Origin of the sequence: Streptomyces sp. NPDC058045, assembly GCF_042885635.1 — a bacterium.
GTDB lineage: Bacteria > Actinomycetota > Actinomycetes > Streptomycetales > Streptomycetaceae > Streptomyces.
On sequence record NZ_JBHVRR010000016.1, the window covers coordinates 1 to 19,251 of the forward strand.

Genomic DNA, 19,251 nt, shown 5'->3' on the forward strand with positions numbered 1-19,251 from the left:
GTCCTGGTGCGTGCTCTCGCTGTGCCGGCCGGACTCCCTCGTACTGGACGTACTTGGGTGTTCGGCCGGTGCAGCGAGAGTGCGTGCCAGGGCCCGCGACGCCACGGAGATCCAAACGACACGGCCTAGGTCCCCAGCACCTCCATGGCCGCGTTGTGGCCCGGGATGCCGCTGACGCCGCCGCCTCGGATCGCGCCCGCGCCGCACAGGAGCACATTGGGGTGGCGGGTGCTGACGCCCCAGCGGCCGGCGCCCTCCGTCGCCCAGGGGAAGGCGAGTTCGCGGTGGAAGATGTTGCCGCCGGGGAGCCGCAGGTCGCGTTCCAGGTCGAGGGGGGAGCGGGCCTCGACGCAGGGGCGGCCGTCGGCGTCGTGGGCCAGGCAGGAGGCGAGGGGTTCCTGGAGGTGCTGGTCGAGTTGGGCGAGGGTGGCGGCCAGCAGCCGGTCCCGCAGCTCGCCGGTGGAGTCGTCGCGGAAGAGGCGGGCCGGGGTGTGCAGGCCGAAGAGGGTGAGGGTGTGGTAGCCGCGTTCGGCGAGCCCGGGGGCGAGGATTCCGGGGTCGGTGAGGGTGTGGCAGTAGATCTCCGACGGGGGCGCGGCGGGTGGTTCGCCGGCCGCGGCCTGGGCGTGGGCCTCGGCGAGCGCACGGTAGCCCTCCGCGATGTGGAAGGTGCCGGCGAAGGCCTCCCGCGGATCGGCGTCCGGGTCCCGTAGCCGGGGCAGCCGCTCCAGGACCATGTTCACCTTCAACTGGGCGCCCTCGGGCGGCGGCGGGGCCGGCTCCCCCAGCAGCGCGGCGAGTTCGGTGGGGGCGGCGCCGACCAGGACATGGCGGGCGGCGACCCGGCCCTCGGTGTCGTCGGTGCGGAAGTCGACCTCCGCGCGCTGCCCGTCGGTGCGGATCGCGGTCGCCTCGTGCCCGGTGCGCAGGGTGGCGCCGGCGCCGAGGGCGGCCTCGGCGAGCGCGTCGGTCAGGGCACCCATCCCGCCGACCGGTACGTCCCAGTCGCCGGTGCCGCCGCCGATGACGTGGTAGAGGAAGCAGCGGTTCTGCCGCAGGGACGGGTCGTGGGCGTCGGCGAAGGTGCCGATGAGGGCGTCGGTGAGGACCACTCCGCGTACCAGGTCGTCCTGGAAGGTGTCCTCGATGGCGGTGCCGAGGGGCTCTTCGAAGAGCATCCGCCAGAGCCGGTCGTCGTCCACGGCCCGACGCAGTTGCTCCCGCGACGGCAGCGGCCCGGTCAGGGTGGGGAAGATCCGCTCGGCGGCCCGCCGCGTCCTGCCGTAGAACTCGCACCACGCCCCGTACTCGCGGTCCCCGCCGGTGAGTTGGGCGAAGGACTCCCGGGTGCGCGCCTCGCCCCCACCGACCAGCAGCCCCGTCGGCCGCCCGCCCCGCACCACCGGTGTGTACGAGGAGACGGAGCGGGGCCGCAGCCGGACGCGGAGCCCGAGGTCGTCCACGATGTGCCGGGGCAGCAGGCTGACCAGGTACGAGTAGCGGGACAGCCGGGCGTCGACTCCGGCGAAGGGACGGCTGGAGACGGCGGCGCCGCCGGTCGCGGTGAGCCGTTCCAGCAGCAGTACGGACCGGCCGGCGCGGGCCAGATAGGCGGCGGCGACCAGGCCGTTGTGTCCACCGCCGACGATGACCACGTCGTAGGCGGCGGCGAGGGGCGGAGGCGGGGAGGCGGGCATGGTCCCTGGGTAGCACGGGCCGGTGGCGGCGGCCAGAGGGCCTGCCTCCCGGGGGGGCCGGTGTCAGGGGACGGGGCTTCCGGGCGGGTGGTGGCGGAGGGTGGCGACCCGGCGGTAGAGGGCCACCGCCTCGGCTCCGTGGCCGAGTTGCTCCAGGCAGTGCGCCTCGTCGTTGCGGGCGGCGAGGGTGTCGGGGTGGGCGGCGCCCAGGGTGTGCTCGCGGACCTCGGCCACCGCCCGGTAGTGGGCCAGGGCCTCCGCCCAGCGGCCCAGCCAGCCGAGGCCGACGGCCACCTCTCGGCGGCTGACCAGGGTGTCGGGGTGCCCGGGGCCGAGCGCGCGTTCCCGCAGGGCGTGCACGGCGGTCGCCTCGGCCAGGGCCTCCTCCCAGCGGCCGAGGCGCCCCAGATTGACGCCGATGCCGTGCCGGGCGCGGAGCGTCTCCGGGTCCTCGGCGCCCTGCACCCGGGTGCGGTCGGTGGCGAGGTGCCGGTACAGCCGCAGCGCCTCCTCGCTGCGGCCGAGCCGGCCCAGGCTGATCCCCGCCTCGTAGCGGGCGGCGAAGGTGTCGGGATGGTCCGCCCCCAGCACCCGCCCCCGCGCCTCGGCGACCTCCTGGTACGTCTCCAGCGCGTCCCGCCACCGCCCGAGCCGCCCCATCGCGTACGCCACCTCGTAGCGGGTGACCAGGGTGTCGGGGTGGTCGGCGCCGAGGACGCGGGTGCGGGCGGCGGCGACCTCGGTGGCGTACCGGCAGGAGTCCTCCAGGCGGCCGAGGCGGCCCAGGTTGAAGGCGAGGTTGTGGCGGCAGCGCAGGGTGTCGGGGTGGTCGGCGCCCATGGTGCGGACCCGGGCCGCCAGCACCTCCCGGTACACCTGGTCGGCCTCGGCGTGGCGGCCGAGGCGGCCCAACTCGTAGGCGGTCTCCTGGCTGGCGGCGAGGGTGTCGGGGTGGTCGGGGCCGAGGGCGTGCCGGCGGCCCTGGGAGACCCGGACGTACTCGCGCAGCGCGTCGGCGGGGTGGCCGGTGCGGCTGAGGCTGAAGGCGAGTTCGTAGCGGCTGCCGAGGGTGTCGGGGTGGTCGGCGCCGAGGAGGTGCTCGCGTTCGGTGAGGACGGCGCGGTGCACCTCGCCCGCCTCGGACCAGCGGCCGAGGCGGCCCAGGCTGAGGCCCGCGTCGTGCCGGGAGGCGAGCACCGCGACCGCCTCCGGGGACGGGGTGGGGCGCGGGGCCTCGGGCGGGGTGGGGCGCCGGGTGTCGCGGCGGGGGATCCACGCGCCGGCCAGCCCGGCCGCCGGGTCGGGCGGGGTGCTGCGGAGGGTGCCGTTGGTGTGCGCCTTGGGTCCGGTGGTCATCCCCCGGGTCCAGGCGGGCAGCCACTGCCCGTCCGCCGCCCCGTCTCCGGCGCCGCCCGCCGGCGGGTATCCGGTGCCGCCCCGGTAGCCGGTGGGCAGGTGGGTGGTGGCGGAGTCGAGGCGGCGGCCCAGGGCGCGGGCGTCGGCGGGGCGGGCGTCGGGTTCCTTGGCGAGGAGGTCGAGGATGATCTCCTCCAGGTGGCCGGGGAGCTCGGGCCGCAGCCGGCGGGGCGGCTCGGGCGGGGTGTCGCGGTGCCCGACCAGCACCGACCAGGCGTCCTCCATGTCGAACGGCGGTGCCCCGGTGGCGAGTTCGTAGAGGACGCAGCCCAGCGAGTAGAGGTCGCTGCGGTGGTCGACGGGGGCGCCGCCGATCTGCTCGGGCGACATGTAGTGCGGGGTGCCCATGGCGATGCCGGAGCCGGTGAGCTTGGAGGTGAAGCCGATGTCCTGGCCGAGGCGGGCGATGCCGAAGTCGCAGATCTTCACCGTGCCGTCGGTGAGCCACATGATGTTGGCGGGCTTCAGATCGCGGTGCACGATGCCCCGCTCATGGGTGTAGGCGAGGGCGGCGGCGACCTGCCGGGCCACCTCCTCGACCTGCTCCACGGGCAGCACCTGCCGCTCGCCGTCCGCCAGCAGCTCACTGAGGTTGCTGCCCTCCAGCAGCTCCATCACCAGGTAGAGCAGCCCGTCGTGGTCGCCGAAGTCGTGCACCACGGTCACCCCGCGGTGCTGGAGCGCGGCGGCGACCCGGGCCTCACGGCGGAAGCGTTCCCTGAGCACCCCGTCGAAGGCGGCGTCCGGGTCGTGATGGCGGGGTTTGAGGCATTTGACGGCCACCCGGCGGCCCAGCGACTCGTCGCGGGCACTCCACACCTCGCCCATGCCGCCGCGGCCGATCCGTTCGAGCAGCTCGTAGCGGCCCTGGATGAGCCTGGTCTCAGCCATTCTGCGCTGTCGCCCCCGTCACCTCGCCGCGCCCGCCCCTGGCCCGTCCAGTATGGCCGCAGCCCGATCGGTGCGGGCAGCGGCCCGGTTCGCCTTCCAGGGGGCGGGGCGGCTGCCGGGGCCGAGGCGGTCCATGGCGCGCAGGATGTGCTTGGGCGGAAGTTGCCAGCGCACCCGCCCGGGCAGGGTCCGCAGGACGGCGCCGGTGGCCCGCAGCCGCCGGGTGACCTGGGCGGGGCGCGGCGCGGGCCGGCCGTAGAGGGGGTGCGCCCACTCAGGCAGCGCGTCGTAGGCGAGGTGCGTGACAGGGCCCCAGAGGAGGGTGCGGGCGGGCAGCAGCGGCGTGGGGACGGGTGGGCGGCGCAGGAAGTCGTCCACCTCGCGGGCGTCGGCTCCGGCGGCCAACTCGGGCCGGGCGCGGGCGAAGTAGGCGGCGAGCGCGGCCCGGTCGGCGGGCACCAGGGCCGGGTCCAGGCCGACGAGCGGGGCGCTGACCGCGCGGTGCTCGGCGATGTACCGGTCGGCGGCGCGGTCGTCGAGGGGGAATCCGGAGCGCCGCACCACCTGGAGGTAGGAGTCGATCTCCGCGCAGTGCACCCAGAGCAGCAGCTCCGGCTGGTCTATGCGGTACGGGGCGCCGGTGGCGGGGTCGGTGGCGCGTAGCCGGGCGTGCAGCGCGCGGACCCGGCGGCCGGCCTGCCCGGCGGCGTCCGCGGTGCCGTAGGTGGTGGTGCCGACGAATCCGGCGGTGCGCATCAGCCGGCCCCAGGCGTCCCGGCGGAAGTCGGAGTTCTCCAGTACGGCACGGACGGCGAGCGGGTGCAGGGCCTGGAGGTAGAGGGCGCGGATTCCGGCGACCCACATCATCGGGTCGGCGTGCAACTGCCAGGTCACCGAGTACGGCCCGAAGAGCCCCGGGTCGGCACCCGTCGCCATGCCGCCCACCTCCTGATCCCGGCCCCCGCGGCATTCCGTGCCGCGCCTGCCGCCCAGGTTAGTGCCGACGGGCCGCCGCTCCCAGAGGGGGAACCGGCGGGGGCGGGACGGGGCGGTGGTTCAGGCGGGGGTGAGGACGGTCAGGAAGGAGGTGCAGGCACGGGCGCAGGCGCGGCAGACGCGGGCGCACTCCTCGGATCCGGCGTACCGGTCGCAGATATGGGCGCACTCCAGGCACATGGCGCGGGTCCACTCGACCTGGATGCGCAGCGCGTACTCGTCGTGGTGGGCCTGTTCGGAGAGCATGGCGCAGGTCGCGTCGCAGACCTCGGTGCACAGGACGGACTGGCGGCGCAGGTCCTGCGGGGCGGGGCCGTCGTGGGTGCCGGTGAAGCTGATCCGGCCGGCGCTGATCCGCCCGGCGCAGCTCCGGGCGCAGTCGGCGCAGGCCTGGGCACAGCCGAAGGCCTCCTCCAGGAATGTGACGAGGTCCTGGCGGTCGCGGTCCGCCTCTCCGGCCGTGGACGTCACCTGTCGGCTCCCCTCTCGTACCCGTACCGCCCGGCCGCCCGCGCGGGATGCGGGCGGGGTGCCGTCCGGGCTGTCGCGGTCCGCTCCCGGGTAGCCGCCCCGCCCCACCGCAAACCCCGCATCCACCGGCACCTTCAACTCCCCTTGCCCCACAGCCCGTTGAGCGGCGCCCCGGGAGGTGCCGGGGGCGGGCCGCGCGGGAGGGTGCGGGCGGGTCCGGGGGCGTGATACGTGCGGAGTAGGGTGGGGCGGCGCCGCGGCCGGTACGGCATCCGGCACACGGGCCGTGCACATCGTCCGGCCACCCACTCGCCCCCGCTCCACGCGGACCTGGCGTAAGGCGGGCTGCGGCGGGCAGGCGCAGGGCGTGGGCCGGACGGCCTGACGGGGGTGAGAACCAGTGACCGGGACGGATACCGGGGCCGAGGCGGCGGAGACGACCGGCGAGAGCGGCACGGGTTCGGCGGTGATCGCCCAGGCCCGTGCCCTGACCCGCACCCGGCTCACCGGTTTCGACACACACCTGGTGGACGACTGCCTGCTGGTCGTCTCGGAGCTGGTCACCAATGCGATCCGGCACGGCGGAGGCCTGGTCGGAGTCGATGTGACCGCGGCGGCGGGACGGATCCTGCTCAGCGTCCAGGACCGCAGCAGCGAACTGCCGACAGCGGCCCAGCCCTCCGGGAACTGGCTCCCCGGCGGCTACGGCTGGCCCCTGGTGTGCCGTCTCGCCCAGCAGGTCACCATCCGCGTGCTGGACGGCGGCGGCAAGGCCATCCACGTACGGATGGGCGTCTAGGGGGTGTCTCCCCTAGGGGCTACCGCGGACGGGCGCCGCCGGGTGGTCACTCGGTCTGGGCCTCGTCCAGGGAGCGTTCCAGCTTCTTCAGCAGGGCGGAGAGCTGGGTGCGCTCCTTGGGTTTCAGCCCGGCCAGCATCCGCCGCTCGTTGTCCAGGTGCTCCGCGAACAACTCGTCGATGGTGGTGAGGCCCTTGGGGGTGAGGCGGCAGTGCACCACCCGCCGGTCCTTGGCGTCGCGTTCACGCACGATGAGGCCGTCGCCCTCCAGCCGGTCCAGCCGCAGGGTGACACCGGCCGAGCTGATCAGACTGGTCTCCGCCAGCTCCCCCGCCGTCAGCCGGTACGGCTCTCCGGCCCGGCGCAGCGCCGTCAGCACATCGAAGCCGGCCAGCGAGATGCCCCGGTCGGAGACGGGGCGGCTGGTCTGCGCGTGGTAGAGGAGGAAGGAGCGGTGCAGGCGGCCCAGGACCTCGATGGGCGAGGGGTCCAGGTCGGGCCGCTCGCGGTGCCAGTCGTCTATGACGCGGTCGACGGCGTCCGCATCCGCGACGGCTTCGTTGCTGCGTATGGTCTGCGACACCTCACCCCTCCTCGTACAGCCTTGCCGCTCAAATACTACCGAGTCACCGGGGCGCTTCCGGCGGCGGCAACCGGCGGGCGGCGCCAACCGGTTCTCTGGCCGCTTGCGGGACGCCTCTGACGATCAAGGGTGGGGTCGAAGACGGTGAGGATCTCCACCGGCCCCTGGTGTGCACCGATGGCGTGCGGGGTCATGGTGGAGGACGCGGCGGCGTCCCCGGTCCCGACGAGCAGGGTGCGCTGCCCGCGCCATGTGGCCGACCCAGCACGGCTGTTGGGCGAGGCGCAGTCGGTGCTGGAGCCGGGCGGGCTGTTGGCGGCGGTGGAGCTGGACGCACACCCCCGGTTCCTCCGCCGCCGCCGAGTGCGCGCCGCTGCTGCTGGACGCCTACCGCTCCGTGCTGGCGGACCGGCTGTCCGCCGGGGACCTGCACACCCCGGACCACCTGCGCACCGAGGACGGCCCGGACGCGGTCGGGCACCGTGGCGACCTCACCGTCCACGGCAGCCGCACCATCCGGCTCGGCCGCCGTCACTGAGCGGCCAAGGGCACCCCCTCAGACCGGTCCGGTACTGGCGCGGATCACCAACTCCGGTTCCACCGAGGCCGGTTCGGAGGGTGTGCCGGGTTCGGCGAGGTGGGCCAGCAGCCGGGTCACGGCCAGTGCCCCGGTCTGCGCGAAGGGCTGGGCGACGGTGGTGAGCGGCGGGGTGCAGTAGGCGGCGAGCTCGATGTCGTCCACGCCGACCACGGACACGTCCTCCGGGACCCGGCGGCCCAGTTCGTGCAGCGCCCTGATCACGCCGAAGGCCATCTCGTCGCTGGCCACGAAGACCGCGGTGGCGTCCGGGATGCGGCCCAGCACCAGGCCGCCGCGGTGTCCGGAGGCCGGGGACCAGTCGCCCTCCAGTGGCGGCGGCACCGGTCGGCCCGCCTCCTCCAGGGTGGTCCGCCAGCCGTCGCGCCGGCTCGCCGCCTCCAGCCACTCCCCCGGGCCCGCGACATGCCACACCGTGCTGTGGCCGAGGTCCAGCAGATGGCGGGTGGCGACCCGGGCGGCGAGGGTCTGGTCGACGGCCACCACCTCGGTGGCGTCGGTGCGGGAGCCGTCGATGGTGATGGTGGGGACGGAGCGGGTGAGCTGCTCGATCCGCTCGCTGCTGTGGATCAGGGGCACCGAGAGGATGACCCCGTCGACGCCCTGCTCGGCCAGCCGGGACAGCGCGGCCTCGATGGCGGAGGTGTCCAGCGAGGTGGTGGTGGCGGTACTCACGGCGTACCCGGCGTCGCGGGCCGCGTTCTCGATACCGGCGGTCAGGGCTGCCCGCGAGTAGAAGGTGGTCGCCAGGGTCACCACGCCGAGGGTGCGGCTGCGGCCGGAGGAGAGCATCCGGGCCGCGTTGTTGCGGCGGTAGCCGAGCTGTTCGACGGCGGCCAGGACCTTGGCCCGGGTGGCCTGCTGCACATTGGGGTGGCCGGACAGGGCGCGGGAGACGGTCTGCGCCGACACCCCGGCGAGGCGCGCCACATCCGCCATACCCGGCGGGCGTTCGCCGCCGCCGCTCCGTCTCGCCATGGCTCCCTTTCCACAGTGCCCACGCCGCCCACTCCACCGGCACCAGTGTCAGGACCAGGCCCCGTAGATGGTATCGCCGCCAACCGGGCCGACCGCGCCCCGGTCCGTGCTCCCGCAAGGGCGCCGGAGGGGCCGCGTCCCGACCCATTGGCATCGTTAACATTCTCTGCCATAGTTTCGGCCGTCGCCCCTCACCTCCGACTCGGCATCGATCACATTCCGCTCGCTCACCCGCCGGGCCGGCGGGCCCTGGACCGCGGGAGCCGCCAGATGACCACCGCCCGCACCGCACCCGCCTCCGCCCCGGCCGTCCTGACCCGCGCCGAAGGACGACTGCTGCGCGCCGGACGGCCGCACCGGGTCCTGGCCGGCTCGCTGCACTACTTCCGGGTGCACCCCCGGCAGTGGCCCGACCGGCTGCGGCGGCTCGCCGCCCTCGGGCTCAACACCGTTGACACCTACGTCCCTTGGAACTTCCACGAGCGGCGCCCCGGCGAGGTGTCCTTCGAGGGCCCACGCGATCTCGCCCGCTTTGTGCGCACCGCCCAGGACACCGGCCTCGACGTCATCGTCCGCCCCGGCCCGTACATCTGCGCCGAGTGGGACAACGGGGGGCTGCCCGCCTGGCTGACCGGCAGCGGGGGAATGCTGCTGCGTACCGCGCATCCGCCGTTCCTGGCGGCGGTCGGCCGCTGGTTCGACGAGCTGATCCCGCGCCTGGCCGAGCTCCAGGCGAGCCGCGGCGGCCCGGTGGTGGCGGTGCAGATCGAGAACGAGTACGGCAGCCACGGCGACGACCGCGACTATCTGCGCCGGGTGCGCGACGCCCTGGTCGAGCGGGGCATCACCGAGCTGCTGTACACCGCGGACGGACCCACCGAGCTGATGCTCGACGGGGGCACCCTGCCGGGCGAGCTGGCCGCCGCCACCTTCGGCTCCCGGCCCGAGCAGGCCGCCGCCCTGCTGCGCGCCCGGCGCCCTCAAGACCCCTTCTTCTGTGCGGAGTTCTGGAACGGCTGGTTCGACCACTGGGGCGAGCGGCACCATGTGCGCTCGGCGCGGGACGCGGCCGCCACGGTCGGCGGCGTCCTCGACGCGGGCGGCTCGGTGAGCCTCTATATGGCGCACGGCGGCACCAACTTCGGCCTGTGGGCGGGCGCCAACCACGACGGGCGGCGCCTCCAGCCGACCGTCACCAGCTATGACTCGGACGCCCCCATCGCCGAACACGGCGCGCTCACACCGAAGTTCCACGCGCTACGGGAGCGGCTCACCGCACTCGGCGGCCCACCGCCACCACCACCGCCCGCCGACCCGCCGCTGCTCGCACCCCGCACCCTCCCGGTGGTCCGCGGCGCCGCCCTCCTGGACGCGCTGCGCACCGCCACCGCACCGGTACACGCCCCGCTGCCGCTCGACTTCGACCGGCTGGGCCTGCCCGCGGGACTGATGCTGTACACGGCTTACCCGCAACTCCCGCCGGGGCGGCAGGAGTTGACGGTGACGGGGCTGCACGACCGGGCGCAGGTCTTCGCCGACGGGGAACCGGTCGCCGTCCTGGACGAGGAGACCGCGTCCTTCCCCCTCACCGGCGGCGGCGGCCCGGTCCGCCTCGAACTGCTGGTGGAGAACCAGGGCCGGATCAACTACGGCCCCCTGCTGGGGCAGGGCAAGGGCATCCTCGGCGGGGTGCGCGTGGAGCGCCGTACCGTGCACAACTGGTCCATGCGGCCACTGCCGTTGGACGAGTGGACCGGACAGGACCTGGACCGCCTCGGCTCCGCGGCACCCCCCGGCACCGCGGGCTTCGCCACCGCCCGGCTGACGCTGGCGGAGTCGGAACCGGCGGACACCTTCCTCGCCCTGCCGGGCTTCGGTAAGGGCTTCGTCTGGGTCAACGGCACGCTGCTGGGCCGCTATTGGGAGATCGGCCCGCAGCGCACCCTCTATCTGCCGGGTCCCCTGCTGCACCCAGGCGAGAACATCCTCACCGTGCTCGAACTCCACCGTTTCGGCCCGGAGTTGACCCTCACCGACCGCCCCGACCTCGGCCCACCCGAGGAGTACGTAGAAACCTTCGACTGACCGCTTCGACCGGCCGCAGAACACCGCTGTCCGGCGACCCGTACCGCAGTCCCGCAAAGTCCGACAACAGTCAAGTCCGGCAACCAGTCAAGGAGTTACCCGTGCCAGCTCCTCGGAACAGACTCGCCGCGGTGCTCGCCGCCGTCGCGGCGCTCGCGCTGACCACCGGCGCCCTCGCCGCACCCGGCGCCTCGGCCGCGCCCGCCCCGTCCGACGGCCCCGCGTACACCGTGACCGTCGGCGGCAAGGGCTCCTGGACCCACCCCGACGACACCCCGGCCAACACCTTCATCGACAAGGACGGCGGTTTCCACTTCCAGCAGGCACACGCCCTGTACGGCGCCTCCGACCCGCGCAAGTGGAACTTCTTCACCGGCAAGGACTTCGACTCGGCCAAGTCCGACACCGCGCTCGACAAGGCGGTGAACCCGGCCAACCCGAAGGACCGCAACAACGACACCACCTGGCGCTGCAACAACAGCCCCACCGGCCGCGAAGCCACCTTCCCGCCCGCCGGCACGCACTACTCGCAGGCCAACTACTGTGATCTGGCGGGTGTTTGGGTCGATCCCGACACCGGCGACTGGTACGGCCTGGTGCACAACGAGTTCACCCCGCAGCCCTTCGGTGACGGCCTCCACTACGACGCGATCGACTACGCCGTCTCCACCGACCAGGGCCGCACCTGGACCATCGAGGACCATGTCATCACCTCCCCGTTCAGCACCGAACGGGGCGACAAGGCCGCCTTCCCGGAGAAGACCTACCACTACGGCGACGGCGACCCGAGGCTCTTCGTCGACACCGCCTCCGGCTACTTCTACGTCTACTACGGCTCCAGGATCGTGGACCAGCGCGGCAGTTGGAAGGCCTTCCACGGCCATGTGGCCCGCGCCCCGATCTCCGCCAAGATGTCCCCCGGCTCCTGGCAGAAGTGGTACGACGGCTCCTGGTCGCAGCCCGGCACCGGCGGCAAGGAGAGCAATATGACACCGGTCGACGCGGACCACCCCACCGGCTACACCCCCACCGACCGCGAGTACGACCCGAAGACACCCGGCACCGTCACCGAGCAGGTCGCCCGGGGCGAAACACCGCCCACCTCACCGCTGTTCGTCATGGACATCACCTACAACGCCCATCTGGGCCTCTACATCGGCGAACCGCAGGCGGTGAACCAGGACGGCACCGAACCGCAGCACTACTACGCCACCAAGGACCTGGCCACCCAGAAGTGGACCGAGATCGGTGACACCGGCGACTACACCACCGCCTCCTGGTACCGCTGGTTCCTCGACAGCAAGAACCGCACCAGCTCCCGCATCGTCGGCAAGGACTTCCGCGCCTACTGCTCCTACGGCTGCTCCGGCGGCTCCAGCAGCGAGTATGTGAACGTCACCATCGACACCGCGAAGCCCGCCGCGCCCGTCGACACCAGCCGGCCCCTCACCATCGCCGCCGGCAACCGGATGCTGTCCCAGGTGAAGGGCTCCCCCACCACCGCGTCCACCGCCCGCGGCGCCGGATCCGCCCTGGACGCCTGGGAGTTCACCGCCAACGGCGACGGCTCGTACCGCATCGCCAACACCGCCACCGGTGATCTGCTGGGCGTGGCCACCGACGCCGGGCACCGCGCCTGGGGGACCAGGACCACCGCGACGCCCGCGGGCAAGGACGGTCCGAGCGTGGGCCAGCAGTGGTTCGTCCTCCCGCAGACCGGCGCCGACGGGAAGCCCACCGGCACCCACCAACTCGTCAACCGCCACAGCGGACTTGTGCTCGGACTGTCCCGCACCGGTGACCGCGGCGCGGAGACGGTGCCCGCCCGTTCCTGGACCGACGCGAGTGGCAGCGGCGTCGGCGGCGGACGCACCGCCCGCGAGCAGTCCCTGGCCCTCACCCCGGCACCCCGCTCCACCGACTGACCGGCCGCACGGAAGGCACCGCCCCGAAACCGAACTAGGCGGTGCCTTCCGTGCTGAGGCGGCTCAGTATCTGCCGCTGGTGGCGGTGGCCCAGGGTCTCGTAGCCGAGGACGGAGACGAAGGGCGCCAGCATCACCACCAGGAGGCCCACGGCGAGCGGCGCACCGGCCGCGGTGAGGCCCACCGCCAGCGCCAGCAGCCCGAGGGTCACCGTGATCAGCAGGACGTGGAAGGGGTCGGCGGACAGCAGCAGAGTGTGCAGCAGATACACCATCAGCAGGTAGAGCCCGACCGGCACCGCCAGCGACAGCACCACCGTGACCCGGCTGATCTCCGCCTGGTGCTCCAGCGACAGCCCCGCCACATGCAGCCCGGCACCGGCCCCCGCCACCCCGATGTACAGCGGCATATGTCCGTAGCCGAAGAGGTAGCCGCGGCTTCTGCGGTGCACCAGGACATCGCCGAACGGGGTGGCGAAGTACACCCACCACATGCCGAAGGTGAGGCCCACCCCGGCGATGACCACGGCGATCGCGGTACCGCTCCACCGGGTGCCGTCCGGGCCGCCGAGCAGAGCACCGGAGGAGGCGACGGTGCCCACGACGCCCTCGCCGAGGGTGATGATCGCGAACCCGCTGTACCGGTCGGCGACATGGTGCGGATGCCAGGGCGTGCCGCCGGCCGCGCCCTGGGAGAAGACGGGCAGCAGCAGTTCCAGGGCGGCGAGGACCACGAAGGCGCCGGCCACCGCGGCCGGCGGCAGTGCCACGAAGGCGACCACCACCCAGCCGGCCTGGGCGACCACCGTCCAGCGGATGTTGGCCCTGCCGACGGCCCGGAACGGCGGCGAGTCCCGCGCCGCCCGCCACCACAGGACCACCATGGCGATCCGCATCACCACATAGCCCATGACCATCAGCCGCAGTTCGAGGTGACCGCCCCCGTCCAGGGAGCGGAACATCGCGGGCAGCCCCAGCGCGAACACCACGACGCCCACCATCTGCACCATGGTCAGGGCGCGGTAGAGCCAGTCGTCGGTACCGAAGGCGGACGCGAACCAGCAGCAACTGATCCAGGCCACGCTGATGGCGAACATCGCCAGGACGAACGCGGTCACGGCGGGCAGTACATGCCCCGCCGCCACCATCTCCGCGAAGTGCGAGGCGGCGGTGCCCACCGCGACCGCGAAGGTCAGATCGAACAGCAACTCCAGCGGGGTGGAGACCCGGCCCGGTTCCGCCGGATCGCGCCCGGTCATCGGCACCACGGGGTGCGCGATACCGCCCGGCGCCCCGGCGCTTTCCACATCACTCATGCCGGGATCATGCCGTACGCCCCCGGAACCGGCGCAGCGCGTACCGGGGTCGTCAGGACTGGGGCCGCTTTCCGTGGTTCGCCGCGTGCTTGCGTCGGGCCTTCTTCTTCCGGCGTCGCTTCGAGGACATGACCGCACACCTCCCGGTGGTGCATCAGGGGATCTTTCGCCCAGGGAGCTTTCCACAGGAGCGCAGGCGGCGCGATCCGGGCCGCGCTAGCTTGGACGTGTCACCTGGACGTGTCACCTGCTGTGCGCGGCCACCGAGCGAGGAGGCGGCAGATGGGCCACCACAAGTCGAACCAGGAAGTCGAAGGGAACCCCGACTCCGGGCACGGGCGCGGCCTCCCCCTCCGCCCCGACCAGGCGGAACTCGCGGAACGCACCGAGGAGGACCGCCAGGCGATCGGCCTCCCCGGCACCCGAGGCAACCGCGGCGGCAACGGACGCCGCACCCGCTGACCCACCCCGACCGGACCTGTCCTCCGCGGGGACCGGCGGCACCTCCGCATCCACCACGTCCGCCCCCGGGACACCGCTCTCCCGCCCGTCCCGGGACTCCCGCAGGCGCAGCGCCGCGGTACGGGCCCGCCCCCACTCAGGACAGCACACGGCGGTCCCCCTTCCCCTCGGCCCTCTCGCCGGAATCCCTCCGTACACAGTTCCGGTCAGCGGAGTTCCTGAATGCGGACCAGGTTTCCGGCCGGGTCGCGGAAGGCGCAGTCGCGGATGCCGTACGGCTGCTCGGTCGGTTCCTGGACCACCTCGGCGTCGGTGGCCTGCACCTGCTCGAAGGTGCCGTCCAGATCGCGGGTCGCCAGCAGGATCCAGCCGTAGGTGCCCTTGGCCATCATCTCGGTGATGGTGCGGCGCTCGTCCTCGGTGATCCCCGGGTCGAGGGCGGGCGGTGCCAGCAGGATGGAGGTGTCGGGCTGCCCGACCGGTCCGACGGTGATCCAGCGCATGGTGCCCTGGCCGACGTCGGTGCGCACCTCGAACCCGAGGATGTCCCGGTAGAACGCCACCGAGGCCTCCGGATCGTCATGCGGAAGAACGCTGGTGTGAATCGTGATGTCCATGAACCCCACCCTAGGGACGCCCCACCACCCCCGCTTCTCGATTCCTGACCGATCGGCCACCGGCAGGCGACCGGAAGAACTCCGTAAGTCCTGCCCCGTCCGGCGAAGGGCTTGATACTGGTCAGAGCGGCCCCGGCCGCTCCGTCCGGGACACGCCCAAGCCCCGCCCGCGGCACCGCCGCCGGGCCGTCGAGGAGGTTAGCCGTGAAGATGCTCATCAACGTGGCGGAGACCGTCGTCGCCGATGCCCTGCGGGGTATGGCTGCGGCTCATCCGGAGCTCGCCGTGGATGTGGAGAACCGTGTGGTGGTCAGGGGCGACGCCCCGGTGGCCGGGAAGGTGGCGCTGGTCTCGGGTGGGGGGTCGGGGCATGAGCCGCTGCACGGTGGTTTCGTGGGGCCCGGCATGTTGTCGGCGGCCTGCCCGGGTGAGGTGTTCACCTCGCCGGTGCCGGACCAGATGGTGCGGGCGGCGGCCGCGGTGGACAGCGGCCACGGCGTGCTGTTCGTCGTGAAGAACTACACCGGTGACGTACTCAACTTCGACATGGCGGCCGAGCTGGCCGAGGACGAGGGGGTGCGGGTGGAGAAGGTCCTCGTCAACGACGACGTGGCGGTCGAGGACAGCACCTTCACCGCGGGCCGGCGGGGCACCGGTGCCACCCTCTTCGTGGAGAAGATCGCGGGTGCGGCCGCCGAGGAGGGCAGGCCGCTGGACCAGGTCGCCGCCCTCGCCCGGCGGGTCAACGAGAACGCCCGCAGCTTCGGCGTGGCCCTGGCCCCGTGCAGCACCCCGGCCAAGGGCGGCCCCACCTTCGAACTCCCCGACGGGGAACTGGAGTTGGGCGTCGGCATTCATGGCGAGCCGGGGCGCGAGCGGCGCGCCATGATGACCTCGGGCGAGATCGCGGACTTCGCCGTCGACGCCGTACTCTCCGATCTGCGCCCGGACAGCCCGGTCCTGGTCCTGGTGAACGGGATGGGTGCGACGCCGCTGCTGGAGCTGTACGGGTTCAACGCCGAGGTGCAGCGGGTGCTCGCCGAGCGGGGGGTGGCGGTGGCCCGCACCCTGGTGGGCAACTATGTGACCTCGCTGGACATGGCGGGCGCCTCGGTCACGGTGTGCCAGGTCGACGAGGAGATGCTGCGGCTGTGGGACGCTCCGGTGCGCACCCCCGGCCTGCGCTGGGGCGTCTGACACCTACCGATCCGGTCACACGGGACACCAGAAGCATCAGGAGGGCATGTGCTGGACGCCGAATTCTTCCGCCGCTGGATGACGGCCACCGCGGCGGCGATGGACCGGGAGGCGGCGCGTCTGACGGCGCTCGACTCGCCGATCGGTGACGCCGACCACGGCACCAATATGCAGCGGGGTTTCCGCGCGGTGCGCACCACGCTGGAGAAGGAGCCGCCGGCCACCCCGGGCGCGGTACTGACCGGCGCCGGGCGGCAGTTGATCTCCACTGTGGGCGGCGCCTCCGGCCCGCTGTACGGCACTCTGCTGCGGCGGGCCGGGAAGACGCTGGGCGACGCGGCGGAGGTGTCGCGGGAGGATCTGGCCGCGGCGCTGCGTACCGGGGTGGACGCGGTGTCCGCCCTGGGTGGGGCGGCGCCCGGCGACAAGACGATGCTGGACGCGCTGGTGCCCGCGGTGGACGCGCTCACCGGTTCCTTCGGGGCGGCGGTGGACGCGGCGGCGCAGGGTGCACAGGCCACGGTGCCGATGCAGGCGCGCAAGGGCCGGGCCAGCTATCTGGGCGAGCGCAGCATCGGCCACCAGGACCCCGGTGCCACCTCCTCCGCCCTGTTCTTCGAGACGCTGGCGGCGACCGCGGCAGAGGCGGGTGAGTGAGATGACGGACGAAGCGACCGGTCGGCAGACGACCGGCGAAGGTTCCGGTGTGGGTGTGGTGCTGGTCTCGCACAGTGCTCAAGTGGCCAGCTCTGTGGCGGAGTTGGCGCAGGGTCTGGCGGGTGGCGGCGCCCGGGTGTCGGTGGCCGCGGCGGGCGGCACCGAGGACGGCGGTCTCGGCACCAGCGCCGAACTGATCTCCGCCGCCGCGGCCCTGGTGGACCACGGCGAGGGCGTGGCGGTCCTGGCCGATCTGGGCAGCGCCGTCCTCACCGTGAAGGCGATGCTCGCGGAGGGCGACGAACTCCCCCCGGGGGCCCGCCTGGTGGACGCACCCTTCGTGGAGGGCGCGGTGGGCGCGGTGGTGACGGCGTCGACCGGCGCCGATCTGGACGCGGTCGCCGCGGCGGCCACCGAGGCGTACAGCTACCGCAAGGAGTGACCCGAGCGGTGTCGTGGCGGGTGGCCGCTGGGCTCGATCACCCTTGCCGGCCGAGGAGTTGGCGGGCTCGGCGTTCGCCCTCCGCCTGTGCGGCGCCGATGCTCTCCACGGGCGACACCTTGGAGTGCGGGAAGAAGATGTAGGTGACGTGGTCGGGCGCCCCGCCTCCGCCCGGGTGGGGCGGGATGCCGAGGGAGGCGGCCGCGGCGTGCGAGGCCTCCCCGATCAGGTCCGCGGGCCCGGTGTCCCCGACCACGGCGTACCGCACCATGCCCCGGTAGACGATGGCGGCCGCGGTGCCGGCGCCGATACCGTACTCGCGGTGGTCCCAGCGGTCACTCGGCTCCGGCACCACCACATACGGCAGGCGCTCCGCGTCCAGGGGGCCGCCGTCGGAAGCGGTGAAGTTGGTGAGATCGGCGAAGTACGGGTCGGTACGGGCGTTGCAGTAGCGCCCGGGACGGCCGTCGCAGTCGATGTCCATATCGGCCGTCCAGTGCACGACCCCCGCGCCCCTCCCCGTCCCGCCACCGCTGCGGTCGCCCGTCGCGCAGACCGGGATGGTCGGTTCCTTCTCCTCGTCGGTGCGGTAGCGGCCGTCGGAGATCTGCTCGCAGTCGCGTACCGCGTCCAGGAGTTGGGCGGCGGTGACCGGGGCGGGGTGCTCGGGCCCGGCCGCGGGGGGCGCGGTCCTGGGCGCGGGCCGGTCCGGGTCGGTCCAGGGCAGCGGAGGGAGGGCGGCCGCGGCGAGGGCCGCCACGGGCAGCAGGGCGGCGCCGATCAGGGCGCCGCGGGCGGCCGGTCGGATGTGCACGGTGAGCAGCCTCCGGGAGGGGTTGCGCCGGGATGGTTCCGGGTCCGGAGCCACCCCTGGACGGGGACGGTCGCGCTCCCCATCTGTGCCCGCCCACCCCGAGCCCGCATCCGCGGCTCGCCCGTCCGGGGGCATCGGCGCCCACCGCGGAGCCGGTATCAGTGCCGGGGGGGCTTGCTGTCGGGGGTGCGGCGGGCGACGGATGATCCACACGAATACGATTTGGTCGGCGCGGCGACCTGTGCGCCTGCCGTCCGTACCCGGGGGTTCCGCAAGTGGCGTGCGTCCAGGAGTAGTTGGCCTTGCGCCGGGACCTCGGGCGCGCACCGTGTCCACGCTGGCCGCGGCGCTCGCAGTCACCTCCGGGGGACGGACGACGGCGGCGGGTCCGCACCCCGCCGCCCCGTCACCGCCAGGACACCGCCGCCCGCTCCTGGGGCGCCGCCCACGACGACCTCGGTGTGGTCTCGTACGACGCCTACCAGGGCGGGCAGAAGATCCACAGGCGGGTGGCACCGGCCGGTGCCCGCAACCGGTGCTGGACCGGGCGGGTGGCGGTCTCACCTGCCCGGCGGCGGTCCACATGCGCCGCCCGGGCACGGCACGTTGACTCGACCGCAGGCGACACGGACACTCCCCGACCCCAGCGGCGCCTGGACGCCGCGGGCCGTGCCGCCGGAGGCTCCTATGCGTACTGCTCAGACAGCCGCCCGGACCGGGGTGACGCTGGCGGCCGCGGCGCTGCCACTCCTGGCGACCGCCCCGGCGTCGGCCGCGAACTCGGACCAGATCACGGTCAGCACCACGGGATCCACGGTACGAGTCACCGCCCCGGGCTGTACCGACGGCGGCAACGCCGCACTGCTCACCGCCTCCCAGGCCGACTTCGCCCAGGGCCGCCAGGCCGAACTCGCCGGCACCGGACCCAGCCAGAGCGCCTCCTGGTCCGATGTCCGCAAGGGCCGCTACACGGTGGCCGTGCACTGCGGGGACGGCTCGGACGGCGGTTCCCGCACGGTGTCCGTCGGCACCGACCCCACCATCTCGGCGACCAGCCGCCCGCGCCCCTCCCCCACCCCGACCGCCACCCGCACCCCCCGTGTGACACCGACTCCCGTCCCCACGTCGAGCGCCCCGGCCCTCGGCGTGCAGGGCGGCTACGGCGGCAGCAGCGAGGACCGCGGTCCGCTGACCTTCGCGGTGGGCGGCACGATGGTGTGCGCAGCACTCGGCGGCGGCGCCTGGTACCTCCACCGACGCCGCACCGGGCAGCGCGGTGTGCGGTACTGAGCGAGCGTGGCCGCATCG

At 73.7% G+C, this 19,251-nt stretch carries 19 protein-coding genes; 9 read left to right on the forward strand and 10 right to left on the reverse strand.

Going from position 1 to position 19,251, the window contains the following annotated elements; all coding sequences use genetic code 11:
* Positions 1-125 precede the first annotated feature (125 nt).
* The 4 genes from ACFVST_RS12645 to ACFVST_RS12660 form a co-directional block, all read right to left on the reverse strand.
* Entirely contained in the window at positions 126-1,697 is a 1,572-nt protein-coding gene (locus tag ACFVST_RS12645; RefSeq protein WP_390149688.1) for a phytoene desaturase family protein, read from the reverse strand.
* 63 nt (positions 1,698-1,760) lie between these two features.
* A complete protein-coding gene (locus ACFVST_RS12650) occupies positions 1,761-4,004 on the reverse strand; it encodes a tetratricopeptide repeat protein (RefSeq protein ID WP_390149690.1) in 2,244 nt (747 codons plus the stop codon).
* 18 nt (positions 4,005-4,022) lie between these two features.
* Positions 4,023-4,940 carry an oxygenase MpaB family protein gene (locus ACFVST_RS12655; RefSeq protein WP_390149692.1) on the reverse strand — a complete coding sequence of 306 codons (918 nt, stop codon included), beginning with the start codon at positions 4,938-4,940 and terminating at the stop codon, positions 4,023-4,025.
* A 120-nt stretch (positions 4,941-5,060) separates the two neighbouring features.
* Positions 5,061-5,471: a four-helix bundle copper-binding protein gene (locus ACFVST_RS12660; protein ID WP_390149694.1), complete on the reverse strand. Its 411-nt coding sequence runs from the start codon at positions 5,469-5,471 to the stop codon at positions 5,061-5,063.
* Between the two features lie 400 nt (positions 5,472-5,871).
* On the opposite strand from ACFVST_RS12660, the gene ACFVST_RS12665 reads away from it, so the two are divergent.
* Positions 5,872-6,270, forward strand: a complete 399-nt coding sequence (locus ACFVST_RS12665) for an ATP-binding protein (protein WP_390149696.1) — start codon at positions 5,872-5,874, stop codon at positions 6,268-6,270.
* Positions 6,271-6,316: 46 nt separating this feature from the next.
* On the opposite strand, the gene ACFVST_RS12670 is transcribed toward ACFVST_RS12665, so the two are convergent.
* A complete protein-coding gene (locus ACFVST_RS12670) occupies positions 6,317-6,853 on the reverse strand; it encodes a MarR family winged helix-turn-helix transcriptional regulator (protein ID WP_390149698.1) in 537 nt (178 codons plus the stop codon).
* Positions 6,854-7,103: 250 nt separating this feature from the next.
* Between ACFVST_RS12670 and ACFVST_RS12675 the strand changes: the two genes are divergently transcribed.
* Positions 7,104-7,391, forward strand: a complete 288-nt coding sequence (locus ACFVST_RS12675; protein WP_390149700.1) for a hypothetical protein — start codon at positions 7,104-7,106, stop codon at positions 7,389-7,391.
* A gap of 18 nt (positions 7,392-7,409) precedes the next feature.
* Here the strand turns inward: ACFVST_RS12675 and ACFVST_RS12680 are convergent, their stop codons facing one another.
* Positions 7,410-8,429 (reverse strand): LacI family DNA-binding transcriptional regulator, encoded by a 1,020-nt coding sequence (locus ACFVST_RS12680; RefSeq protein WP_390149702.1) that lies wholly within the window; start codon positions 8,427-8,429, stop codon positions 7,410-7,412.
* A 270-nt stretch (positions 8,430-8,699) separates the two neighbouring features.
* Between ACFVST_RS12680 and ACFVST_RS12685 the strand changes: the two genes are divergently transcribed.
* Together ACFVST_RS12685 and ACFVST_RS12690 are read left to right on the forward strand one after the other, a co-directional pair.
* Positions 8,700-10,514, forward strand: coding sequence for a glycoside hydrolase family 35 protein (locus ACFVST_RS12685; RefSeq protein WP_390149704.1), 1,815 nt, complete (start codon positions 8,700-8,702; stop codon positions 10,512-10,514).
* Between the two features lie 101 nt (positions 10,515-10,615).
* The gene (locus tag ACFVST_RS12690) at positions 10,616-12,439 is read left to right on the forward strand and encodes an RICIN domain-containing protein (RefSeq protein ID WP_390149706.1); all 1,824 of its coding nucleotides are present in this window, start codon (positions 10,616-10,618) and stop codon (positions 12,437-12,439) included.
* A 34-nt stretch (positions 12,440-12,473) separates the two neighbouring features.
* Here ACFVST_RS12690 and ACFVST_RS12695 read toward each other — a convergent pair whose 3' ends face one another.
* Together ACFVST_RS12695 and ACFVST_RS12700 are read right to left on the reverse strand one after the other, a co-directional pair.
* Complete coding sequence (locus ACFVST_RS12695; protein WP_390149708.1) at positions 12,474-13,754, reverse strand: low temperature requirement protein A; 1,281 nt, start codon at positions 13,752-13,754, stop codon at positions 12,474-12,476.
* A gap of 52 nt (positions 13,755-13,806) precedes the next feature.
* Positions 13,807-13,884, reverse strand: a complete 78-nt coding sequence (locus ACFVST_RS12700; RefSeq protein ID WP_375256634.1) for a 50S ribosomal protein bL37 — start codon at positions 13,882-13,884, stop codon at positions 13,807-13,809.
* Between the two features lie 152 nt (positions 13,885-14,036).
* On the opposite strand from ACFVST_RS12700, the gene ACFVST_RS12705 reads away from it, so the two are divergent.
* Positions 14,037-14,216, forward strand: coding sequence for a hypothetical protein (locus ACFVST_RS12705; RefSeq protein ID WP_390149710.1), 180 nt, complete (start codon positions 14,037-14,039; stop codon positions 14,214-14,216).
* 206 nt (positions 14,217-14,422) lie between these two features.
* Here the strand turns inward: ACFVST_RS12705 and ACFVST_RS12710 are convergent, their stop codons facing one another.
* A complete protein-coding gene (locus ACFVST_RS12710; RefSeq protein WP_390149712.1) occupies positions 14,423-14,833 on the reverse strand; it encodes a VOC family protein in 411 nt (136 codons plus the stop codon).
* A gap of 204 nt (positions 14,834-15,037) precedes the next feature.
* Here ACFVST_RS12710 and dhaK point away from each other — a divergent pair, with 204 nt between their 5' ends.
* The 3 genes from dhaK to ACFVST_RS12725 are packed head-to-tail and all read left to right on the forward strand — an operon-like array spanning position 15,038 to position 17,129.
* Positions 15,038-16,030, forward strand: a complete 993-nt coding sequence (gene dhaK, locus ACFVST_RS12715; RefSeq protein ID WP_390149714.1) for a dihydroxyacetone kinase subunit DhaK — start codon at positions 15,038-15,040, stop codon at positions 16,028-16,030.
* A 48-nt stretch (positions 16,031-16,078) separates the two neighbouring features.
* Positions 16,079-16,687 carry a dihydroxyacetone kinase subunit DhaL gene (gene dhaL / locus ACFVST_RS12720; protein WP_390149716.1) on the forward strand — a complete coding sequence of 203 codons (609 nt, stop codon included), beginning with the start codon at positions 16,079-16,081 and terminating at the stop codon, positions 16,685-16,687.
* Position 16,688: 1 nt separating this feature from the next.
* Complete coding sequence (locus tag ACFVST_RS12725; RefSeq protein ID WP_390149718.1) at positions 16,689-17,129, forward strand: PTS-dependent dihydroxyacetone kinase phosphotransferase subunit DhaM; 441 nt, start codon at positions 16,689-16,691, stop codon at positions 17,127-17,129.
* 37 nt (positions 17,130-17,166) lie between these two features.
* On the opposite strand, the gene ACFVST_RS12730 is transcribed toward ACFVST_RS12725, so the two are convergent.
* A complete protein-coding gene (locus ACFVST_RS12730; protein WP_390149720.1) occupies positions 17,167-17,943 on the reverse strand; it encodes a glycoside hydrolase family 75 protein in 777 nt (258 codons plus the stop codon).
* A gap of 687 nt (positions 17,944-18,630) precedes the next feature.
* Here ACFVST_RS12730 and ACFVST_RS12735 point away from each other — a divergent pair.
* A complete protein-coding gene (locus ACFVST_RS12735) occupies positions 18,631-19,233 on the forward strand; it encodes a hypothetical protein (protein ID WP_390149722.1) in 603 nt (200 codons plus the stop codon).
* Positions 19,234-19,251: the final 18 nt, after the last annotated feature.

Coding starts and splice junctions, on each gene's coding strand:
- ACFVST_RS12645 (WP_390149688.1), bottom strand. CDS start 1,697: ATGCCCGCCTCCCCGCCTCCGCCCCTCGCCGCCGCCTACGACGTGGTC.
- ACFVST_RS12650 (WP_390149690.1), bottom strand. CDS start 4,004: ATGGCTGAGACCAGGCTCATCCAGGGCCGCTACGAGCTGCTCGAACGG.
- ACFVST_RS12655 (WP_390149692.1), bottom strand. CDS start 4,940: ATGGCGACGGGTGCCGACCCGGGGCTCTTCGGGCCGTACTCGGTGACC.
- ACFVST_RS12675 (WP_390149700.1), top strand. CDS start 7,104: ATGTGGCCGACCCAGCACGGCTGTTGGGCGAGGCGCAGTCGGTGCTGG.
- ACFVST_RS12680 (WP_390149702.1), bottom strand. CDS start 8,429: ATGGCGAGACGGAGCGGCGGCGGCGAACGCCCGCCGGGTATGGCGGAT.
- ACFVST_RS12685 (WP_390149704.1), top strand. CDS start 8,700: ATGACCACCGCCCGCACCGCACCCGCCTCCGCCCCGGCCGTCCTGACC.
- ACFVST_RS12695 (WP_390149708.1), bottom strand. CDS start 13,754: ATGAGTGATGTGGAAAGCGCCGGGGCGCCGGGCGGTATCGCGCACCCC.
- ACFVST_RS12700 (WP_375256634.1), bottom strand. CDS start 13,884: ATGTCCTCGAAGCGACGCCGGAAGAAGAAGGCCCGACGCAAGCACGCG.
- ACFVST_RS12705 (WP_390149710.1), top strand. CDS start 14,037: ATGGGCCACCACAAGTCGAACCAGGAAGTCGAAGGGAACCCCGACTCC.
- ACFVST_RS12710 (WP_390149712.1), bottom strand. CDS start 14,833: ATGGACATCACGATTCACACCAGCGTTCTTCCGCATGACGATCCGGAG.
- ACFVST_RS12725 (WP_390149718.1), top strand. CDS start 16,689: ATGACGGACGAAGCGACCGGTCGGCAGACGACCGGCGAAGGTTCCGGT.
- ACFVST_RS12735 (WP_390149722.1), top strand. CDS start 18,631: ATGCGTACTGCTCAGACAGCCGCCCGGACCGGGGTGACGCTGGCGGCC.